This is a genomic window from Microbacterium azadirachtae (genome assembly GCF_025583665.1).
GTDB lineage: Bacteria > Actinomycetota > Actinomycetes > Actinomycetales > Microbacteriaceae > Microbacterium > Microbacterium azadirachtae.
Map to the genome: position 1 here is coordinate 1,589,056 of NZ_CP099706.1, position 19,561 is coordinate 1,608,616.

Sequence of the window (19,561 nt, forward strand, 5' to 3'; positions counted from 1 at the left end):
ATACTCCGACTCAGCGCCAGTGGCAGGCGTTCGCCTGCGCATCCGTCCCGTGCAGGACGGGGACGACCGTCTCGCAGCGGACGCGCTGGTCCTCGGGGAGCATCTTGTACAGCGGGCAGCGGGACGTGAAGGCGCAGCCGTCGCGGCGGTCGGCCGGACTCGGCAGATCGCCCTGCAGCACGATGCGCTCGCGCGTGCGCTCGATGTCCGGATCCGGGACCGGGATGGCCGACAGCAGCGCCTGGGTGTACGGGTGCTGCGGGTTGTCGAAGATCTCGTCCACGTCGCCGTGCTCGACGAACTCGCCCAGGTACATGACTCCGACCCGGTCGGCGATGTGGCGCACCACGGACAGGTCGTGCGCGACGAACAGGTACGACAGCCCCAGCTTGACCTTGAGCTCGTCGAGGAGGTTGATCACGCCGGCCTGGATCGACACGTCCAGCGCGGAGACCGGCTCGTCCAGGACGACGATCTTGGGGTTGGTCGCGAGCGCGCGGGCGATGCCGATGCGCTGGCGCTGGCCGCCCGAGAAGGCTCCGGGGAACCGGCTGGCGTGGGCGGGATCCAGTCCCACGAGGTCCATGAGCTCGTCGACCCGGAGGTCGGCCTCCGCACGCGGCACGCCGATCGCGCGCAGCGGCTCGGCGATCACGTCCGCCACAGTGAGCCGTGGGTCGAGCGCGCCCATCGGATCCTGGAACACGATCTGCAGGTCGCGGCGGACCGTGCGCTCGGCCTTGCCGCCGTGCAGCTCCGAGACCTTGGTGCCGGCGATCGTGATCTCGCCGTCGGTCTGCGTGACCAGATCCATGATCTGCAGCAGGGTCGTGGTCTTTCCGCAGCCGGACTCGCCCACGATCGCCATGGTCTCGCCCTCGCGGATGTCGAAGGTGAGGCCCTTGACGGCGTGCACCTCGCCGACCTTGCGCTTGAGGAACGCGCCCTTGGTGAGCGGGAACGTCTTGCGCATGTTGCGGACGTCGAGCGTGATCGGACGCTCCTCGCGCGGAATGCGATCCAGCGCGCTCGTCGGCAGCTCGGGCACGGGATAGACCGGCACGCCTCCGATGAGGCCGTTCTCGATCTCGTCGGCGCGCACGCACGCGACCCGGTGCTCGCCGCCCTCGCCCGTCGTGATCGGCCGCAGCTCGGGCTCCCTGACCCGGCACGCCTCGGTGGCGATGGGGCAGCGGGCCACGAACGGGCACTCGTCGGGCAGGTTGATCAGCAGCGGAGGATTGCCCTTGATCGGCACCAGCGGCTGCTTCTCCGCCTTGTCCACGCGCGGGATCGCGCCGAGAAGGCCGATCGAGTACGGCATCCGGGTCTCGTGGAAGAGCTCGCGCACGGGCGCCTGCTCGACCGGCTTGCCCGCGTACATGACGAGCACGTCGTCGGCGGTCTTCGCGACCACGCCCATGTCGTGGGTGATCATGATGACGGCGGCGCCGGTCTCGCGCTGGGCCGTGCCGATGAGATCGAGGATCTGAGCCTGGATCGTCACGTCGAGGGCCGTGGTCGGCTCGTCCGCGATGATCAGCTTGGGGTTGTTGGCCATCGCGATCGCGATCACCACCCGCTGGCGCATGCCGCCGGAGAACTCGTGCGGGAACGACTTCAGGCGCCGTTCGGGGCTCGGGATGCCGACGAGGCGCAGCAGCTCGATCGCGCGCGCCGTGGCGTCCGCGGTCGACATGCTGCGGTGCACCGTGAGCGCCTCGATGAGCTGGTCGCCCACCGTGAACACCGGGGTCAGCGACGTCAGCGGATCCTGGAAGATCATCGCGATCCCGTTGCCGCGCAGCGCCGAGAGCTCCTTGTCGTTCTTGCCGACCAGCTCGATGCCGTCGAACATGATCGACCCGGTGACCTTCGCGTTCTCGTCGAGCAGGCCCATGATCGCGAGCGAGGTGACCGACTTGCCCGACCCGGACTCGCCGACGATGCTGAGCGTGCGGCCCGGCTCGAGATCGAAGGAGACGCCGCGGACGGCGTCGACGCGCCCGGACTCGGAGGCGAAGCTGACGTGCAGGTCGCGGACGGAGAGCAGAGGAGCGGTCATGCGCGGCCTCCCGCCGCCGAGGTGGGATCGAGGGCGTCGCGCAGGCCGTCGGCGATGAGCGCCATCGAGACGGTCAGCATCGTGAGCGCGAGCGCGGGGAAGTAGAAGGTCCACGGCGCGCTGGAGACGGAGTTCGCGCCGATTCCGATGAGGGATCCCAGCGAGACGTCGGGGATCTTGACGCCGAAGCCGATGAACGACAGGCCGGTCTCGGAGATCACCGCGCCGACCACGCCGAGGGTGAAGTTGATCACCAGCAGCGAGCCGATGTTGGGCAGCAGGTGCCGCAGCACGATCGTCATGCCGGGCACGCCCATGTAGCGAGCCGCCTGCACGTACTCGCGCTCGCGCAGCGACAGCGCCATCGTCCAGATGACGCGGGCCGGGAAGAACCAGCCGACGAAGATCATCACGAGCGAGATCACGCGCCAGTCGCCGCCCGCGTTGGAGGAGATCAGCGCCAGGATCAGGAACGTCGGCACGACCATCAGGAAGTGGATGATCAGCAGGATGATGCGCTCGGTCATTCCGCCGAAGTAGGCGGCGGCGGTGCCGACGATGGCCGAGAGCACCGTGGTGCCGATCGACACGGTGAGCGCGATCATGAGCGAGCGCTGCAGGCCCACCGCGGTCTGGGCGAACAGGTCGCCGCCGTCCGCCGCGGTCCCGAACCAGTGGGTGCTGTCCGGGGGAGTGCCCAGCGCGGTGAAGTCGAGGTAGATCGGGGTGAACCGGGCGATCAGCGGGCCGACGATGGCGAACACCACGAGCAGCGCGAAGATGATGACCCCGGCGACCGCGGGGCGGTTGCGCACGAAGCGCCGGTAGTAGAGCCGGAACGTGCCGATGCGCTTGCGCGGGATGCGGGCCGCGGTGGTGTCGGGCCCGACCGGGGGCTGAACCGTTGCAGAGGACATGTCAGCTCACTCTCACTCGCGGATCGAGGACCACCACGGCGATGTCGGCGAGGATGGCGCCGATGGCCGTGAGCACGGCGGTGAAGGCGGCGATCGCCACCACGCCGTGCACGTCGTTCTTGCTGATCGTGTCGATGAAGTACCGGCCCATGCCGTTCCACGCGAAGATCGTCTCGGTCAGCACCGCGCCGGTGAACACCGTCGGGATGTTGAACGCCAGCTGGGTCGCGACCGGGATCAGCGACGTGCGCAGCGCGTGCTTGCGGATGGCCTGCTGCTTGGTCAGTCCCTTCGCCCGCGCCGTGCGCACGTAGTCGGCCTTGATGTTGTCCAGCAGCAGGGAGCGCTGCAGGAAGTGGTAGCTGGAGTAGCCGATGAACACCAGCGCGATCGTGGGCAGGATCAGGTGCTGCAGGCTGTCGATCAGGACCGGGAAGAACCCGCTCACGCCGTCCGAGCTGGATCCGGTGACGTAGAAGAGCCGGAAGCCGACGGCGTTGTTGATGCTGATTGCGATCAGGACGATGCCGAGCGCGGCGACGATGATCGGGATGTTCATCGTGACGATCGAGATCCCCTGCCACACCCGGTCCGCGAGCTTGTACTGGCGCGAAGCGGTGTAGACGCCGACCGCGACGCCGAGCACGGCCGCGATGATCGTCGCGCCGAGCACGAGCTCGCCGGAGACCCACATGCGGTAGGCGATCTGGTCGTTCACGGACTGGCCGACCGGGCTCACGCCCCAGTTCCAGTGCAGCACGATGTCGGTGAACCACTTCCACCAGCGCTGCAGGATCGGCGCGCTGTCGTCGAGGTTGCGCGGCTCGAGCAGCCGTGAGATCTGGTCATGGGACAGCGGCGGCTTGCGGCCCACGTAGTTGCTGCGCGGGTCCAGGAAGGCCCATGCCAGGAAGTACGTGACATTGGTCGCCACCACGATCATGAGGAGCCAGCCGAGCGTTCGGCGCAGCAGGTACTTGATCAAGACGGTGTTCTCTCTCTTGTCACAGACGCCGTGCGGGATCTCCGACGCAGCGCTGGGTCGTTGTCATTCAACACGAACCGAACCGGTGACTCGGTGCTCCGCGCGCGCAAGCGGCGAGACGGAGTGCTGCCGACGCTGGGACCCGGTTCCGGATCGCGGCAACTTCGCGAGACTATCACCGCGCGGGCGCTGACCCGTATATCGCGCGCGGCCCCGTCCGAGCCCGTCCTGCGGTCGAGCCGCCTCCGCGCCCGTCCGGCGCTCCCGTAGAATCGTCGGGATACCCGGTTCGCCGGGACAGCCCGATCCGCCCGCCGGACCCCGCATCGTTCAGGACCCCATGTCACCTCGCGCCCTCACTCCGCTGCAGCCGGCCGCCACGCCGCCGCAGCAGATCCGCAACTTCTGCATCATCGCCCATATCGATCACGGCAAGTCGACCCTGGCCGATCGGATGCTCCAGATCACCGGCGTGGTCTCCGACCGCGACATGCGCGCGCAGTACCTGGACCGGATGGACATCGAGCGCGAGCGCGGCATCACGATCAAGAGCCAGGCCGTGCGCATGCCGTGGCAGGTCGACGGCGAGACCGTGGCGCTGAACATGATCGACACCCCGGGCCACGTCGACTTCACCTACGAGGTGTCGCGCTCCCTCGCCGCGTGCGAGGGGGCCATCCTGCTCGTCGACGCCGCGCAGGGCATCGAGGCACAGACCCTCGCGAACCTCTACCTGGCGCTCGAGAACGACCTCACGATCATCCCGGTGCTGAACAAGATCGATCTGCCCGCGGCCGAGCCGGAGAAGTACGCGAAGGAGCTCGCCGACCTCATCGGCGGCAGCCCGGACGACGTGCTGCGCGTGTCCGGCAAGACCGGCGCCGGCGTCGAGGATCTGCTCGACCGGCTCGTGCAGGAGATCCCGGCCCCGGTCGGCGACGCCGACGCCCCGGCCCGCGCGATGATCTTCGACTCGGTGTACGACGCGTACCGCGGCGTGGTGACCTACGTCCGCATGGTGGACGGCAAGCTCTCGCCGCGCGAGCGGATCCAGATGATGTCGACCGGCGCGAACCACGAGCTGCTCGAGATCGGCGTCTCCAGCCCCGAGCCCGTGCCCACCAAGGGCCTCGGCGTCGGCGAGGTCGGCTACCTCATCACCGGCGTGAAGGACGTGCGCCAGTCCAAGGTCGGCGACACCGTGACGAACGCCCGCAAGCCCGCCGCCGAGGCCCTTGCCGGGTACACCGACCCCAAGCCCATGGTGTTCAGCGGCATCTACCCGATCGACGGCAGCGACTACGCGGAGCTGCGTGAGGCTCTGGACAAGCTCAAGCTCTCCGACGCATCGCTTCAGTACGAGCCGGAGACCTCGGTCGCGCTCGGCTTCGGCTTCCGCTGCGGCTTCCTCGGCCTGCTGCACCTGGAGATCATCACCGAGCGCCTCTCCCGCGAGTTCGGGCTCGACCTCATCACGACCGCGCCGAGCGTGATCTACGAGGTCCTCACGAGCGACACGGGGGAGACCGTCACCGTCACCAACCCCAGCGAGTACCCGGACGGGCGGATCGGATCCGTGTCCGAGCCGATGGTCAAGGCGGCGATCCTGCTGCCCAAGGACTACGTGGGCACGGTCATGGAGCTCTGCCAGTCGCGCCGCGGCTCCCTGCTGGGCATGGAGTACTTCTCCGAGGAGCGGGTCGAGCTGCGCTACAACATGCCGCTCGGCGAGATCGTGTTCGACTTCTTCGACCAGCTCAAGTCGAAGACGCAGGGGTACGCGTCGCTCGACTACGAGCCGAGCGGATCCCAGGAGGCCGACCTGGTCAAGGTCGACATCCTGCTCCAGGGCGAGAAGGTCGACGCGTTCAGCTCGATCGTGCACCGCGACAAGGCCTACGCGTACGGCACCATGATGGCCGAGCGCCTGCGCAAGCTCATCCCTCGCCAGCAGTTCGAAGTGCCGATCCAGGCCGCGATCGGCGCCAGGATCATCGCCCGCGAGACCATCCGCGCGATCCGCAAGGACGTGCTCGCCAAGTGCTACGGCGGCGACATCACGCGCAAGCGCAAGCTCCTCGAGAAGCAGAAGGAGGGCAAGAAGCGCATGAAGATGGTCGGCCGCGTCGAGGTCCCCCAGGAGGCGTTCATCGCCGCGCTCTCGGGCGACGTCGAGGGCAAGGACAAGAAGTAGGAGCCGCCTCAGACGCGCGCGACGGCGCGTCGGAGCGCGGTGACCAGGGCACCCCGCGTCTCCGCAGGGATGCGTGACGAGGCGACCATCGTCAACGGCAGCGGCGGCGGCACCGGCAGAGCGAGTTCGCGCAGTTGAGTCTCGGCGCGGTGGAACGCCGGGAGGGCTGTGATCCCCGCACCGGAGCGCACGCCGGCGAGCACGCTGGAGAGGTCGAGGCACTCCCGCACGACCTCGCGTCCTCGGGCCGCCGGTGCCGCGAGGATGGCGTCGCGCAGCGTGCACGGGGCCGAGAAGACGACCAGTCCGGCGTCGGCCGGTGTGTCCGCCGCGCCGAACCACGCGAGCGGGACCGGGCCGATCTCGGTCCGCCCGGGGCCGAGGTCGCCGTAGCCCAGGACGACGTCGGCGGTGTGCGTGCGGACGAAGCGGCGCAGGCTGTCCGTGCGGTGGAACCGGAAGCGCACCCGTCGCTCCGGGTGCCGGGCGAACAGCACTCCGCTCACCGTCTGCAGGACCGAGGCGTTGGCCATGTCGGTCGATGCCACGACGATGTCGTCCTCCGGAGTCCCGAGGATGCGGTCGAGGGCCTCGTCGTGCAGGGCGACGATGCGATGCGCGTCGCGCACGAGGGACTCACCGGCGACGGTGAACGCGATGCTCCGTCCGCGGCGTTCGACGAGCGCGACGCCGAGCGTCGCCTCGAGCCGGCGCAGGTGCGCCGAGACCGTCGGCTGCGACACGTGCAGGGCCGAGGCTGCCCTGCCCACGCCGGCGAACGCGGCGACGGCGACGAGGCTGCGCAGCTCGGCGATCTCCATGCTGCTCATGCGTCCATCCTCCGGCACGTGGCGTCCGGGAGGTGAGTATCCATCAGGATTCGTGATGTGATGCGTGCGCCGTGGTGAGCGCGGGAAAGCCTGACGGCATGACCAGATCGACCATCGCCGTGTCCGCCTGCGCCATGGTGACGCTCTATGCGGTGAACTACGCGCTCACCGCGCTCGCGCTGCGCACGATGAGCCCTTTCCTGCTCCTGCTGCTGCGCTTCGGCATCTCCGTCGTGGTGCTGTTCGTCGTGTGCGCGCTCCTGCGCGCGCCGATACCGCGCGGACGTCTCCTCGGCGCCGCCGCCGGCGCGGGGCTGCTGTCCCAGGCCGGTCAGTTCGTCGGCGCGTACTGGGCGCTCGGGCACGGCGTCGGCGCCGGCTTCACCGCACTTGTGATCGCCATGAACCCCGTCGTCACCGCGGTGCTGTCGCGGCTGATCCTGCGTCGACGCAGCTCGCGCCGTGCTCTGCTCTCGGTCGTTCTCGGCGCGGCGGCGGTGCTCGTCGCCTGCCTGCCGATCGTGCTGTCGGATCCGCGGATCGGCGCGATGATCCTCGCGGTCGGCGGATCCCTGCTCGCGGTCTCGCTCGGTGCCCTCTGGCAGGGACGATCGCTGCGCACCGTGCATCCGGTGATGTTCACGCTGATCGGCGTGCTCGTGTCCGTGCCCGTGACCGGTGCGCTCGTGTGGACCGAACCGCCCCGCCCGCCCGCGGATCCGGCGTCCTGGGCGCTGCTCGGCGGGATCGTGGCGATCGGTCTCGCGGGCACCACTCTGTACTCGGCGCTCGTGCGCGCCGTGGGCGCCGATGCCGCGTCCATCCTGTTCAGTGTGATCCCGGCGGCCACGGCCGTGGCCGCGCTGATCGTGCTGGGGGAGCCGCTCACCGTCGCGGGCGTGATCGGGCTGGTGCTCGGGGCGGCCGCCTCCGTGCTGCGACTCGGCGACGAACGACCCGCCGCGGCGGATCCGCCCGCCGAGGCGGCGGAGGACGAGTCGCGCGTGCCCGCGCGCTCAGCACCTCAGCCTTAGGAGAACCTGAGTGAGTGAGTCGCGCCCGGCCAGTAGTCTGGTTCTCATGCGTCGCGGGACATTCCGAGAAGGAACGGTGGACTATGCCGCCGTGGGCGCGACCCACGCGCCCGACCTGATGCAGTATCCGCCGGAGCACAGCATCCCGGCCGAGGAGTCCTGGCGGCTCGGCAGCGGTGAGGAACGGTTCCGCACGGCGGGCGACGCCCTGCTGTCCTGGACGGCCCAGCGCGCGGCCGGACTGCAGCTCACGGATGTGCGCCCCGCCTCGAGCCCCGGCTATGCCGGCGTGAGCTTCGATGCGGAGGGGCATCCCGTCGCGCCGAGCAGCACCGAGATCGAACCCCGCTACGACGAGGACGGCACGCCCTGGGCGGGTCCCGGTATGACCCTGAAGCTGCACGGCCGTGTCGGCGGCATGCGCGCCGACGCGGAGCTGCGGGTGATCTCCGTGACCGAGCAGACGCATCGGATCGGATTCGTGCTCGGCACGGTCGCCGGCTCCGTGGTGAGCGGCGAGGAGTCCTTCGACATCGAGTGGAACGACGCCGACGAGGTGTGGTTCACGGTGCGCGCCTTCGACCGGCCCAACAGCTTCCTGTACCGGAGCTTTCCCTACCTCGTGAAGCGCCGCCGGCGCGAGCTGTTCGCCCGCTACCTGCGCGCGATCTCCCCGCTGTACGCGACGCCCGTCTGATGGCGCGGTCCTGATGGCCGGCCCGCTCCCGCTCGGGGATCCGGCGCCGGCGGACGGGCGGCTGCCCGCCGACCTGCGGATCGAGCCCGAGTCCGCGTTCTCCGCGTACCTGCACGTGCCGTTCTGCCGGGTGCGCTGCGGCTACTGCGACTTCAACACCTATACGGCGTCCGAGCTGCGCGGGGCGCGCCAGGACGCCTACGCCGACACGCTGATCCAGGAGATCGCCCTCGCCCGCGAGGTCCTCGCGGAGCGCGGCCCGCTGCGTCCTCTGAGCACCGTGTTCTTCGGCGGCGGCACCCCGACGCTGCTGCCGGCGGGTGACCTCGGGCGCATGCTCCGCGCGGCCGTCGACGCGTTCGGCATCGTCGGCGGCGCCGAGGTCACGGTCGAGGCCAACCCGGACACGGTCACCCCCGCGGTCGCGCGCGAGCTCGCCGAGGCCGGGGTCACGCGGATGTCGATCGGAATGCAGTCGGCGGTGCCGCATGTGCTCGCGGCGCTCGACCGCACGCATCGCCCGGAGAACGTCCGCACCGCCGTGGACGCGGCCCGCTCGGCCGGGCTCGCCGTCAGCGTCGACCTCATCTACGGAGCGCCGGGGGAGTCCCTGGACGACTGGCGTGCGTCGCTCACGACCGCCGTCGACCTGGATCCGGATCACATCTCCGCCTACGCGCTCATCATCGAGGACGGCACCAAGCTCGCGCGCCAGATCCGCCGCGGCGAGGTGCCCGCCCCCGACGACGACCTGCAGGCCGACATGTACGAGCTCGCCGACGCCGTGCTGGCGGACGCGGGGTTCGACTGGTACGAGGTGAGCAACTGGGCGCGACGCGCCGTGACGGGCGCTGCTCCGGGGGAGTGGGATCAGCGGTCGCGGCACAACATGGCGTACTGGCGCGGCACCGACTGGTGGGGCTTCGGGCCCGGGGCGCACAGCCACGTCGCCGGACTGCGGTGGTGGAACGTCAAGCATCCCGCGGCGTATGCGCAGCGCCTCGCGATGGGCGAGTCGCCGGCGGCCGGCACCGAGCGCCCCGACGCGGAGGCCGCACAGCTCGAACGGATCCTGCTGCGCTCGCGGATGGCCGAGGGGCTCCCGCTCGACGCGCTCGCGGCCGACGCGCGGACCAGGGTCGCGGGCCTGATCGCCGACGGCCTGGTCGATGCCGGCGCTGCGCTGCGCGGCACCCTCGTGCTCACGCGGCGGGGACGCCTGCTCGCCGACGCGGTGGTGCGCGCCCTGACCGACTGACGCCGTCCCGCGCGGGCGGCGACGCCGTCAGCCCCTCTCGGCCGGAAGCAGATCCACCGCGGCGGTGCGCCGCTGCGGGCCGACGATCGGGCCGTCGCCGAGCCCGTCGAACAGCGCCGTCGTGCGCTGCGCATCGAACGCGGGCCAGCCCGGATCCCCGTCGCGGATGAATCGCACCCAGGCCGCGTGCATCGCCGTGGCGAGCCGCTGCGGCGGGGTCGTGCCCGCGATCTTCGCCGTCTCCGGATCCGCGAGCCCGTCGAACACGAACGGGATCTCCAGCGCGTGCGCCGCGCGCAGGTCGCGCACCGGGCTCGGCCACGAGAACTCGTACAGGAACGTCGGCGCCCTGCGCGCACGCGCCACCCGCGTCGCCGGGGCGCGCAGCAGCAGGTCCGTCGCGAGCTGGCCGAACACCTCGCCCGTGCTCGCGCCGGGGTGGTCCGCGCGAACGGCGCGGACGGCCGCCGCCCGGATCCGCAAGGCGAGCCGGGCCAGCAGCAGCTGGGACGGGCGGATCGCGTCGAGCGCCGCCGGCGGGAACCACAGCCGGTATTCGTCCGTGTTGGTGCCGATCAGGAGGGGCACGTCCGCGTCGGCGAGCGCCTCCTGCGGCGAGCGCGGCAGCGAGTCCTGGTCGAGGATGAGTTGGAAGCCGGGAGCGCCGCCGAGCGGCGAGGAGCCCGCGGACTGGGTCCGGCGCGCGTCGAGCAAGGCCTCCGGCGTGAGCGCGGAGAACGCGGCGCGGGTCGGGGCGACCTCGAGGAGCTTCGCGAGGCGGCGCGTCACCCTGCCGCCGCGCTTCGCGGTCTGCGCCTGCAGCGGTCCGGACTGCACGATCCCGCCCCGGACGAGCGCCCGGGTGTCCTCCCTGGCGAGCAGGGCGGCGACGAGGGCCCCGCCGGCGGATTCCCCCATGAGGGTGATCCGGTCGGGATCCCCGCCGAAGGCGGCGATCTCCGCGCGCACCCAGTGCAGCGCGGCGACCGCGTCCTGCAGGCCGAGGTTGCGCGGGGCGTCGTCGAGCACCGAGAATCCCTCGGAGCCCAGCCGGTAGTTGATGCTGACGAACACGATGCCGTCCCGCGCGAAGCTCGTGCCGTCGTAGAGCGAGAGGGCCGCGGTGCCGCGCTCGAGCGCGCCGCCGTGGATCCACAGCACCACGGGCGCCCCGGTCGCCCCGGCGGGCGACCAGACGTTCGCGGTGAGGATCTCGTCGCCGTCGATGCGGACGGTCCCGAGGATCTCGGCCGTCGCACCGGTGTAGGGCAGCTGCGGGGCGGTGGGCCCGAAGGCGACGGCCTCGCGCGGGCGCGCCCAGGCCTCGGGTGGCTCCGGGGCGCGGAAGCGTCGAAGACCCGACGGCGCCGCCGCGTAGGGGATGCCCAGATAGCGGTCGATCCCGTCGCTGCGGCGACCGACGAGTTCGCCGGCGGAGATCCTGGTGCGGACGGCCTCGTGATCCATGGGCACATCCTAGGGAGTGTCGTGTCTCGGCCTGCACCCGGGTCGACAGGATAGGATTGGCACTCAGGACGTACGAGTGCCAGCGGTGAGGAGGAGCGATGGTCTCAGAACGCGGACTCCAGGTGCTCCGCGCCATCGTCGAGGACTACGTCGAGACGAACGAGCCGGTGGGCAGCAAGTCGATCGTCGAGCGCCATGCGTTCGGCGTGTCCGCGGCGACGATCCGCAACGACATGGCGCAGCTCGAAGACGAGGAGCTCATCGCCGCGCCGCACACCTCGTCGGGGCGCGTGCCCACCGACAAGGGCTATCGCGTGTTCGTCGACCATCTCGCGCAGGTGCGGCCGCTCTCGGCCGCCCAGCGCAGCGCGATCACGGCCTTCCTCGCCGATCCTGCCGACCTCGACGACCTCATGGTGCGCACGGTCCGGGTCCTCACCCGCCTCACCGGTCAGGTCGCGCTCGCGCAGTATCCGTCCTTCGCCCGCGCGCACGTCACGCACGTGGAGCTCGTCGCTCTCGCCCCCAACCGCCTGCTCATCGTGCTGGTCACGGATGCGGGCGGAGTGTCCCAGCGGATCGTGCCCCTGCCGGTCGAGCTCGACGAGTCCGAGGTCGGACTGCTGCGCGCCGGCGTCACCGAGCTCCTCACCGGCCGCTCGGTGCGGCGCGGCGCGGAACGCGTCCAGGACGCGGGCGAGACCGCGTTCGGGCCGCGCGTCGACGCCGCGAGGGCGGCGCTGCTGCGGGCGGTCGCCGAGGAGCTCGCCGAGTTCCGGCAGGAGCGCCTGGTGATGGCGGGCGCCGCGACGCTGGCCCGTCGCGAGCACGACTTCCGCGGGAGCATCCATCCGCTCCTCGAGGCGATCGAGGAGCAGGTGACGCTGCTGCGGCTCATGAGCGAGATGCGCGTCGACGAGCACGGGCTCGCCGCGAGCATCGGCACCGAGAACGCCGCGTTCGGCCTCGGCGAGGCCTCCATCGTGGCGAGCGACTATCTCACCCACTCGGGGACCGCACGCGTCGGCGTGATGGGCCCCACCCGGATGGACTATCAGAGCAACCTCGCGGCGGCACGGGCCGTGGCCCGCTACCTGTCGCGGCTGCTCGAAGAAGACGAGTCCGGCCGCTGATCGGCCGCAGAACACACGCCGCCGCAGGCGGCCCGGAAAGGCGATGGTGACGGATCACTACGAGGTCCTCGGCGTCTCGCGCGATGCGAGCGAGGACGAGATCAAGAAGGCGTACCGGCGGCTCGCGCGGCAGCTGCACCCCGACGTGAACCCGAGCGAGGAGGCGGCGGAGCGGTTCAAGCTCGTGACGCACGCCTACGACGTCCTCAGCGACGCCGACTCCCGGCGCCGCTACGACATGGGCGGCGACCAGAACGGCAACGGCGGCTTCGGCGGGTTCGGAGGCTTCGGCGACATCTTCGAGACCTTCTTCGGGGGCGGCGGGGCGCGTGCAGCGCGTCCCCGGTCGCGTCGGGAGCGCGGCCAGGACGCCCTCGTCCGCGTGACCCTGGACCTCGCCGACGTCGTGTTCGGCGTGCACCGGGACATCGAGGTCGACACGGCCGTGCTCTGCGAGACGTGCCAGGGATCCTGCTGCGCGGAGGGCACCTCGCCCGTCACCTGCGACATCTGCGGCGGATCCGGTCACGTGCAGCAGCAGGTGCGCAGCCTGCTCGGCAACGTCATCACGACCGCGCCGTGCGGCTCGTGCGAGGGCTTCGGAACCACGATCCCGTTCCCGTGCCAGACCTGCAACGGACAGGGCCGGGTGCGTTCGCGCCGGACGGTCGGGCTCGACATCCCCGCCGGCGTCGAGACGGGTCTGCGCCTGCAGCTGCCCGGATCCGGCGAGGTCGGGCGTGCGGGCGGCCCGAACGGAGACCTGTACGTCGAGGTCACGGTCACGCCGCACCCGCGCTTCAGCCGCGAGGGCGACGACCTGCTGGCGACCCTCGAGGTCGCGATGAGCGACGCCATCCTGGGCACCACGACGACGATCGAGTCACTCGACGGCCCGGTGGAGCTCGAGATCCGCCAGGGACTCCAGTCCGGCGATGTGCTGACGATCAAGGGCCGGGGCATCACGCCCTTGCGCGGCAGCCAGCGCGGCGACCTGCGGGTCGGCGTGCAGGTGCTGACGCCCACGAAGCTCGACCACAAGCAGCGGCAGCTCATCGAGGACTTCGCCAAGCGCACCAAGGCTCCCGAGCCGAAGCTGGCCGAGTTCCACCAGGGGCTGTTCTCCAAGCTGCGCGACCGGTTCCGCGGCTGACGCCATGGCGCTGCACTTCGTGACGCCTGAGGCGACCGGGGCGACGGCCGGATCCGTCGTCTCGCTCACCGGCGCCGAGGCCAAGCACGCCGCCGTGGTGCGCCGGGTGCGGGTCGGCGAGCCGATCACCCTCGGCGACGGCGCGGGTGTCTGGCTCGAGGGGGAGGTCGCCTCCGCGGCGCCGTCGCTCGTCGAGGTGCGCGTGGTGGCGCGTCGCGAAGACCCGCGACCGGATCCGCGGATCGTGCTGGTGCAGGCGCTCGCGAAGGGCGACCGCGACGAGCTCGCCGTGCAGGCGGCGTGCGAGCTCGGCGTGGATGAGATCGTGCCGTGGCAGGCGGTCCGCAGCGTCTCCCGCTGGGAGGGCGCGAAGGCGGCCAAGGGGCGCGAGCGCTGGGCGACGATCGTGCGCGAGGCGGCGAAGCAGGCGCACCGGTCGTGGATCCCCGAGGTCGCCGCGGTCGAGGGCACCGCCGACCTCGTGCGACGCGCCGGGGCCCAGCGCGTGCTGATCCTGGATCCGACGGCGACCGTCCGGCTCTCGGCGATCGCACCGGACGAGCGCGACGTCGTGCTCGTCGTCGGCCCCGAGGGAGGCATCGCGCCTGAAGAGGTGGAGCGACTCGTGGCGGCGGGCGCGGAGCGCGTGCTGCTCGGCGACACCGTGCTGCGCACCTCGACGGCCGGCCCCGCCGCGATCGCGGTGCTGAACGTGGCGCGGGGCCGCTGGTAGGTCCGCCGTCCCGCGACATCGCGCGGATAGACTGAGCCCATGAGCGAACCCTCGATCTTCACCCGCATCCTGGACGGGGAGATCCCCGGCGAGATCCTGCTGGAGACCGACGACGTCTTCGCGATCCGCGACATCAACCCGCAGGCGCCGCTGCACGTGCTCGTGATCCCCAAGTCCGAGCAGTACCGCGACGTCACCGAGCTGGCCGCCGGGGATCCCGGCCTGCTGGCGAAGCTCGTCGCCGCGGCCAAGCGGATCGCCGACGACCACGCCAACGGTGAGTACCGGCTGATCTTCAACAACGGCGCGAGCGTCGCGCAATCCGTCTTCCACGTGCACGCCCATGTGCTCGGCAACCTCGGGGAGAACAAGCTCGTTGGCTTCTGACGAAACGGCCGAATCGATCACCACCGCACGCATCGAGGTGGACGGCGTCGCGATGGTGCAGCTGCTCGGTCCGCAGGACCGCCTCCTGCGCATGCTCGAGAAGGAGCACCCCGAGGTCGACGTGCTGGTGCGCGGCAACGAGGTCACCCTGACCGGCGCCCCCGCGGCCGTCCGCGCGGCGCAGAAGCTCGTCGACGAGCTCATCGAACTGACCCGCACCGGGCATTCGCTGCACCCGAGCGACGTCGCGCAGTCCGCGCGCATGCTCGAGCGGGAGGGGGTGCGCCCGAGCGAGGTGCTCGGCGAGGCGATCCTCTCGACCCGAGGTCGCGTCATCCGCCCCAAGACCCTCGGCCAGAAGGAGTACGTCGACGCGATCGACGAGAACACGATCGTGTTCGGCATCGGCCCCGCCGGAACCGGCAAGACGTATCTCGCGATGGCGAAGGCCGTCCAGGCGCTGCAGCGCAAGGAGGTCGAGCGGATCATCCTGACCCGTCCGGCGGTCGAGGCGGGGGAGCGGCTCGGCTTCCTGCCGGGCACCCTGACCGACAAGATCGACCCGTACCTGCGTCCGCTCTACGACGCGCTCAACGAGATGATGGATCCGGAGATCGTGCCCCGTCTCATGGCGAGCGGCACGATCGAGGTCGCGCCCCTCGCGTACATGCGCGGACGCACCCTCAACGACTCCTTCGTGGTGCTGGACGAGGCGCAGAACACCACTCCCGAGCAGATGAAGATGTTCCTCACCCGCCTCGGCTTCGGCACGCGCATGGTCGTCACGGGCGACATCACCCAGATCGACCTGCCGACGGGCGCGTCGGGCCTGCGGGTGGTCACCCGCGTGCTGAAGGACATCGACGACATCCACTTCTCCCGGCTCACCAGCGACGACGTCGTGCGTCACTCGCTGGTCGGCAGGATCGTGGACGCGTACACCGAATACGACGAGCAGCGCACGGCCGCCCGCGCAGAGCGCGAGCAGGCGTCGGAGTTCGCCAACCGGGCCGAGCGCCGTGCCGGGCTCCGCCCCGGCCCCCGAGACCGCATGCCGAAACGAGGCCTGAAGTGATCGAGATCAACAACGAGTCGGCCATCGCGATCGACGAGACCGTGCTCCTGCGCCTCACCGAGCGCAACCTGGCGCAGCTGAACGTCAGCCCCGACGCCGACGTCGCCATCGTCCTCGTCGACGAAGGCGCCATGGAGGCGCTGCACGTGCAGTGGATGGATGAGCCGGGACCCACCGATGTGCTGAGCTTCCCGATGGACGAGCTGCGCCCCGGCACGATGGACCGCCCGACGCCTCCGGGTCTGCTCGGCGACATCGTGCTGTGTCCGCAGGTCGCCGAGACGCAGGCGGCCACCGCGAAGCACACGCTGATGGACGAGCTCATCCTGCTCACCACGCACGGTCTGCTGCACCTTCTCGGATTCGACCACGCCGAGCCCGAGGACGAGAAGGAGATGTTCGGCCTGCAGCGCGAGCTCATCGCCGGCTTCGCGGCCGACGAGCGCTCCCACGGTCGATGACTCCATTCCTGCTGCTCGCCGGCGCGGTCCTGCTCGTCGCCTTCGGCGGCCTCATGGCGGCGATCGACGCCGCGCTGTCGGTGACGTCGCGCGCCGACCTCGAGGAGATGGGATCCGAAGGCCGCAACGCCCCCGCGTTGGCGCGGATCGCCGCGGACCCCGAGCCGCACGCGAACGCGGTCGCGTTCATGCGCGTCTTCGTGGAGACCGCGGCGGCCGTGCTCGTGACCGTGGCGCTGGTGCTGCTGTTCGACGACCAGATCTGGTGGGCGATGCTGGCGGCCGCCGTCATCATGACGGGCATCACGTTCGTCCTCGTCGGCGCCAGCCCCCGCTCCTTCGGACGGCAGCACGCCGACGCGATGCTGCGCGTGTGCGCGCCGACCATCCGCGCCGTGCGCCTGATCCTGGGCCCGATCGCGCAGGGGCTCGCCGTCTTCGGCAGCCGGGTCACGCCCGGCACCGGGCGCAGCACGTTCGCCAGCGAGACGCAGCTGCTCAGCATGGTGGACGAGGCCGCCTCGCACGACCTCATCGAGGCCGACGACCGCGAGCTGATCCACTCCGTCTTCGACTTCACCGACCAGTTCGTGCGGGCCGTGATGGTGCCGCGCACCGACATGGTCACGGTCGACGCCACGGCGACGACGTCGGAGGCCATGGACCTCTTCCTGACCCGAGGGATCTCGCGGATCCCGGTCGTGGACGACGAGGCGGACGACGTCGTCGGCGTGCTCTACCTCAAGGATCTGGTGCAGTTCGCCTACCGCGACGACCGCAGCTGGCGTGCGGCCTCGGTGCGCCAGATCGCGCGCCCCGCCGTCTTCGTCCCCGAGTCGATGCGGGCGGAGACGCTGCTGCAGCAGATGAAGCGCGATGCCGTGCACGTGTGCGTCGTGATCGACGAGCACGGCGGCATCGCGGGGCTCGTGACGCTGGAGGACCTCATCGAGGAGCTCGTCGGCGAGATCTCCGACGAGTACGACCGGCCGAACTCCGAGGTCGTCGAGCTCGAACCGGGTCGCTACCGGGTCAGTGGCCGGATGGATCTCGAGGACGTGGGCGAGCTGTTCGGCGTCGAGCTCGAGGACGACGACGTCGACTCGATCGGCGGTCTGCTCGGCAAGGAGATCGGTCGCATCCCCACTCCCGGCGCGACGGCCGTCGTGCGCGGGCTCCTCCTCACCGGCGGCGCGTCGCGCGGTCGCGGGCGCGGCATCGAATACGTCTTCGTGGAGCGGGCCGAGGAGCCGCTCACGGAGGATCACGACGGGCCCGAGAGGTCCAGCAAGGAGAACCACGATGAGCGATGAGCGCGATGCGAACGAGGGTGTGCACCGCAGCGGCTTCGTGACGTTCGTCGGACGCCCGAACGTCGGCAAGTCCACGCTGACGAACGCCCTGGTCGGCGAGAAGATCGCGATCACGAGCGAGAAGCCGCAGACCACGCGGCGGGCGATCCGCGGCATCGTGAACCGGCCCGACGGGCAGCTCGTGATCGTGGACACCCCCGGGATCCATCGCCCGCGCACGCTCCTCGGCGAGCGGCTCAACGACCTCGTCGAGCAGGTGCTCGGCGATGTGGACGTGATCGGGTTCTGCGTTCCGGCGACCGAGAAGGTCGGCCCCGGCGATCGCCGCATCGCCGCGTCCCTGGACGGCTATCCGCGCGCGAAGAAGATCGCGATCGTCACGAAGGTCGACGTCGCCGAGCGCGACGAGATCACGGAGCGCCTCATGGAGGTCGATTCGCTGCGCGAGGACTGGGCCGCGGTGATCCCGCTGTCCGCGCTCACCCGCGTGCAGCTCGACGTGCTCGCCGATGAGGTGCTCGCGCTCATGCCCGAAGGGCCGTCCCTCTACGAGGACGACGTGGTCACCGACGAGTCCACGGAGGACCGCATCGCCGAGATGATCCGCGAGGCCGCGCTCGAAGGCGTGCGCGACGAGCTCCCGCACTCGATCGCCGTCGTCGTCGACGACATCGCCCCCCGCGAGGACTCGGACCTGACCGACGTGCACGCCTCGATCGTCGTGGAGCGCGACAGCCAGAAGGCCATCATCATCGGTCGCAAGGGCGCACGTCTGCGCGAGGTCGGTGCCACTGCGCGCGCGGGGATCGAGGAGCTCCTCGGCACGCGGGTGTTCCTCGGCCTGCACGTGAAGGTCGCCAAGGAGTGGCAGCGCGACCCGAAGCAGCTCGGGCGGCTGGGGTTCTGACGATGGCACTCGACGCCCGGCACTGGGTGGCCCCCGCGTGGGGGCCGCCGGAGCAGTGGCGGCTGGTCGAGACGATCGTGCCGGATCCGGGGCCCGGAGAGGTCACGATCCGGGTGCGCGCCGCGGGCATGAACCCCGCCGACCGGAAGCACGTCGCGGCTCCCCGCCCCGGCGTCTCGCTGCCGGTGCCGATCGGCTACGAGGTCTCGGGCGAGATCGTCGCGATCGGCCCCGACACGAGGATCGGATCCGGCGAGGCCGAGGTCGGCGTCGAGGCGATCGCCTTCCGCGTGCAGGGCGGATACGCGACCGCGCTCACGCTCGCCGCCGAGAAGGCGTTCCGCAAGCCCGCGCCGTTGTCGCACGCCCAGGCGGCCAACCTGCTCCTGGCGGGCACCACGGCCGCGGAGATGCTCGAGCGGGTGCATGCGCGGTCCGGGGACACCCTCCTGCTGCACGGTGCTTCCGGCGCCGTCGGCGTGATGGTGCTGCAGTTGGCCGCGCTGCGCGGCGTGCGGGTCATCGGCACGACGAGCGAGGCGGGGAGCGAGCGGGTGCGACGCTTCGGGGGCATCCCCGTGGCATACGGCGCTGGACTCGCTGAGCGGGTGCGCGCGCTCGACCTCCCCGTCCGGGCCGCGCTCGACGCCGTCGGCACCGACGAGGCGGTGGACGTCTCCCTCGCCCTCGTGGCGGACCGCGGCCGCATCGTCACGATCGCCGCTCCCGGCCGTGCGGCGGAGCACGGATTCCTCAGCATCGCCGGCTCCCAGCCGGCGAGCGCCGCGTTCCGCGACGGGATCCGCGGCGAGCTCGTCCGCCTCGCCGACGAGGGACTGCTGACGGTGCCGCTCTCGCGCACGTATCCGCTGACCGACGCGCGGGAGGCGACGCGTTTCCTCGCCCGGGAGCATCCCGGCGGAAAGCTCGCGCTGATCCCCTAGAGACGCCC

18 protein-coding genes are annotated in these 19,561 nt (G+C 71.0%); 13 read left to right on the top strand and 5 right to left on the bottom strand.

Translation table 11 applies throughout. From position 1 onward, the window contains the following. Window positions 1-10: 10 nt before the first annotated feature. From NFX31_RS07510 to NFX31_RS07520, 3 genes are read right to left on the bottom strand one after another with little or no spacing between them, the layout of a single operon-like run. Window positions 11-2,065, bottom strand: a complete 2,055-nt coding sequence (locus NFX31_RS07510) for an ABC transporter ATP-binding protein (protein ID WP_045252244.1) — start codon at window positions 2,063-2,065, stop codon at window positions 11-13. Further along, window positions 2,062-2,982, bottom strand: coding sequence for an ABC transporter permease (locus NFX31_RS07515; protein ID WP_045252243.1), 921 nt, complete (start codon window positions 2,980-2,982; stop codon window positions 2,062-2,064). The genes NFX31_RS07510 and NFX31_RS07515 overlap by 4 nt, the downstream gene beginning before the upstream one ends. A gap of 1 nt (window position 2,983) precedes the next feature. Continuing rightward, window positions 2,984-3,967 (bottom strand): ABC transporter permease, encoded by a 984-nt coding sequence (locus NFX31_RS07520; RefSeq protein ID WP_045252242.1) that lies wholly within the window; start codon window positions 3,965-3,967, stop codon window positions 2,984-2,986. A 340-nt stretch (window positions 3,968-4,307) separates the two neighbouring features. Between NFX31_RS07520 and lepA the strand changes: the two genes are divergently transcribed. Next, window positions 4,308-6,161, top strand: coding sequence for a translation elongation factor 4 (lepA, locus tag NFX31_RS07525; RefSeq protein ID WP_045252241.1), 1,854 nt, complete (start codon window positions 4,308-4,310; stop codon window positions 6,159-6,161). An 8-nt stretch (window positions 6,162-6,169) separates the two neighbouring features. Here lepA and NFX31_RS07530 read toward each other — a convergent pair whose 3' ends face one another. Then, window positions 6,170-6,991 carry a LysR family transcriptional regulator gene (locus tag NFX31_RS07530; RefSeq protein ID WP_262957099.1) on the bottom strand — a complete coding sequence of 274 codons (822 nt, stop codon included), beginning with the start codon at window positions 6,989-6,991 and terminating at the stop codon, window positions 6,170-6,172. Window positions 6,992-7,089: 98 nt separating this feature from the next. Between NFX31_RS07530 and NFX31_RS07535 the strand changes: the two genes are divergently transcribed. The 3 genes from NFX31_RS07535 to hemW are packed head-to-tail and all read left to right on the top strand — an operon-like array spanning window position 7,090 to window position 9,980. Continuing rightward, window positions 7,090-8,025, top strand: coding sequence for a DMT family transporter (locus NFX31_RS07535; protein ID WP_262957100.1), 936 nt, complete (start codon window positions 7,090-7,092; stop codon window positions 8,023-8,025). Between the two features lie 46 nt (window positions 8,026-8,071). After that, entirely contained in the window at window positions 8,072-8,722 is a 651-nt protein-coding gene (locus NFX31_RS07540) for a DUF1990 family protein (protein WP_045252239.1), read from the top strand. 13 nt (window positions 8,723-8,735) lie between these two features. Further along, window positions 8,736-9,980 (top strand): radical SAM family heme chaperone HemW, encoded by a 1,245-nt coding sequence (hemW, locus tag NFX31_RS07545; protein WP_262957101.1) that lies wholly within the window; start codon window positions 8,736-8,738, stop codon window positions 9,978-9,980. Between the two features lie 27 nt (window positions 9,981-10,007). Here hemW and NFX31_RS07550 read toward each other — a convergent pair whose 3' ends face one another. Then, a complete protein-coding gene (locus NFX31_RS07550; protein WP_262957102.1) occupies window positions 10,008-11,447 on the bottom strand; it encodes a carboxylesterase/lipase family protein in 1,440 nt (479 codons plus the stop codon). Window positions 11,448-11,545: 98 nt separating this feature from the next. Here NFX31_RS07550 and hrcA point away from each other — a divergent pair, with 98 nt between their 5' ends. Genes hrcA through NFX31_RS07595 form a run of 9 tightly spaced genes read left to right on the top strand, consistent with a single transcriptional unit; the run spans window position 11,546 to window position 19,553 of the window. Beyond that, on the top strand, window positions 11,546-12,580 hold the full coding sequence (gene hrcA, locus NFX31_RS07555) for a heat-inducible transcriptional repressor HrcA (RefSeq protein WP_045252236.1): 1,035 nt from the start codon (window positions 11,546-11,548) through the stop codon (window positions 12,578-12,580). 46 nt (window positions 12,581-12,626) lie between these two features. Continuing rightward, on the top strand, window positions 12,627-13,733 hold the full coding sequence (dnaJ, locus tag NFX31_RS07560) for a molecular chaperone DnaJ (protein ID WP_045252433.1): 1,107 nt from the start codon (window positions 12,627-12,629) through the stop codon (window positions 13,731-13,733). 4 nt (window positions 13,734-13,737) lie between these two features. Further along, window positions 13,738-14,466, top strand: coding sequence for a 16S rRNA (uracil(1498)-N(3))-methyltransferase (locus tag NFX31_RS07565; protein WP_091475977.1), 729 nt, complete (start codon window positions 13,738-13,740; stop codon window positions 14,464-14,466). A gap of 39 nt (window positions 14,467-14,505) precedes the next feature. Further along, window positions 14,506-14,853, top strand: a complete 348-nt coding sequence (locus tag NFX31_RS07570; protein WP_262957103.1) for an HIT domain-containing protein — start codon at window positions 14,506-14,508, stop codon at window positions 14,851-14,853. Window positions 14,854-14,905: 52 nt separating this feature from the next. Next, window positions 14,906-15,928, top strand: a complete 1,023-nt coding sequence (locus tag NFX31_RS07575; RefSeq protein WP_258955323.1) for a PhoH family protein — start codon at window positions 14,906-14,908, stop codon at window positions 15,926-15,928. After that, entirely contained in the window at window positions 15,925-16,389 is a 465-nt protein-coding gene (ybeY, locus tag NFX31_RS07580; RefSeq protein ID WP_045252232.1) for an rRNA maturation RNase YbeY, read from the top strand. Before NFX31_RS07575 ends, ybeY begins: the two co-directional genes overlap by 4 nt. Next, complete coding sequence (locus tag NFX31_RS07585) at window positions 16,386-17,702, top strand: hemolysin family protein (protein ID WP_262957104.1); 1,317 nt, start codon at window positions 16,386-16,388, stop codon at window positions 17,700-17,702. Before ybeY ends, NFX31_RS07585 begins: the two co-directional genes overlap by 4 nt. Next, a complete protein-coding gene (gene era, locus NFX31_RS07590) occupies window positions 17,692-18,609 on the top strand; it encodes a GTPase Era (RefSeq protein WP_045252230.1) in 918 nt (305 codons plus the stop codon). The genes NFX31_RS07585 and era overlap by 11 nt, the downstream gene beginning before the upstream one ends. A 2-nt stretch (window positions 18,610-18,611) precedes the next feature. Continuing rightward, a complete protein-coding gene (locus NFX31_RS07595) occupies window positions 18,612-19,553 on the top strand; it encodes an NADP-dependent oxidoreductase (protein ID WP_262957105.1) in 942 nt (313 codons plus the stop codon). The last annotated feature ends 8 nt before the right edge of the window (window positions 19,554-19,561 follow it).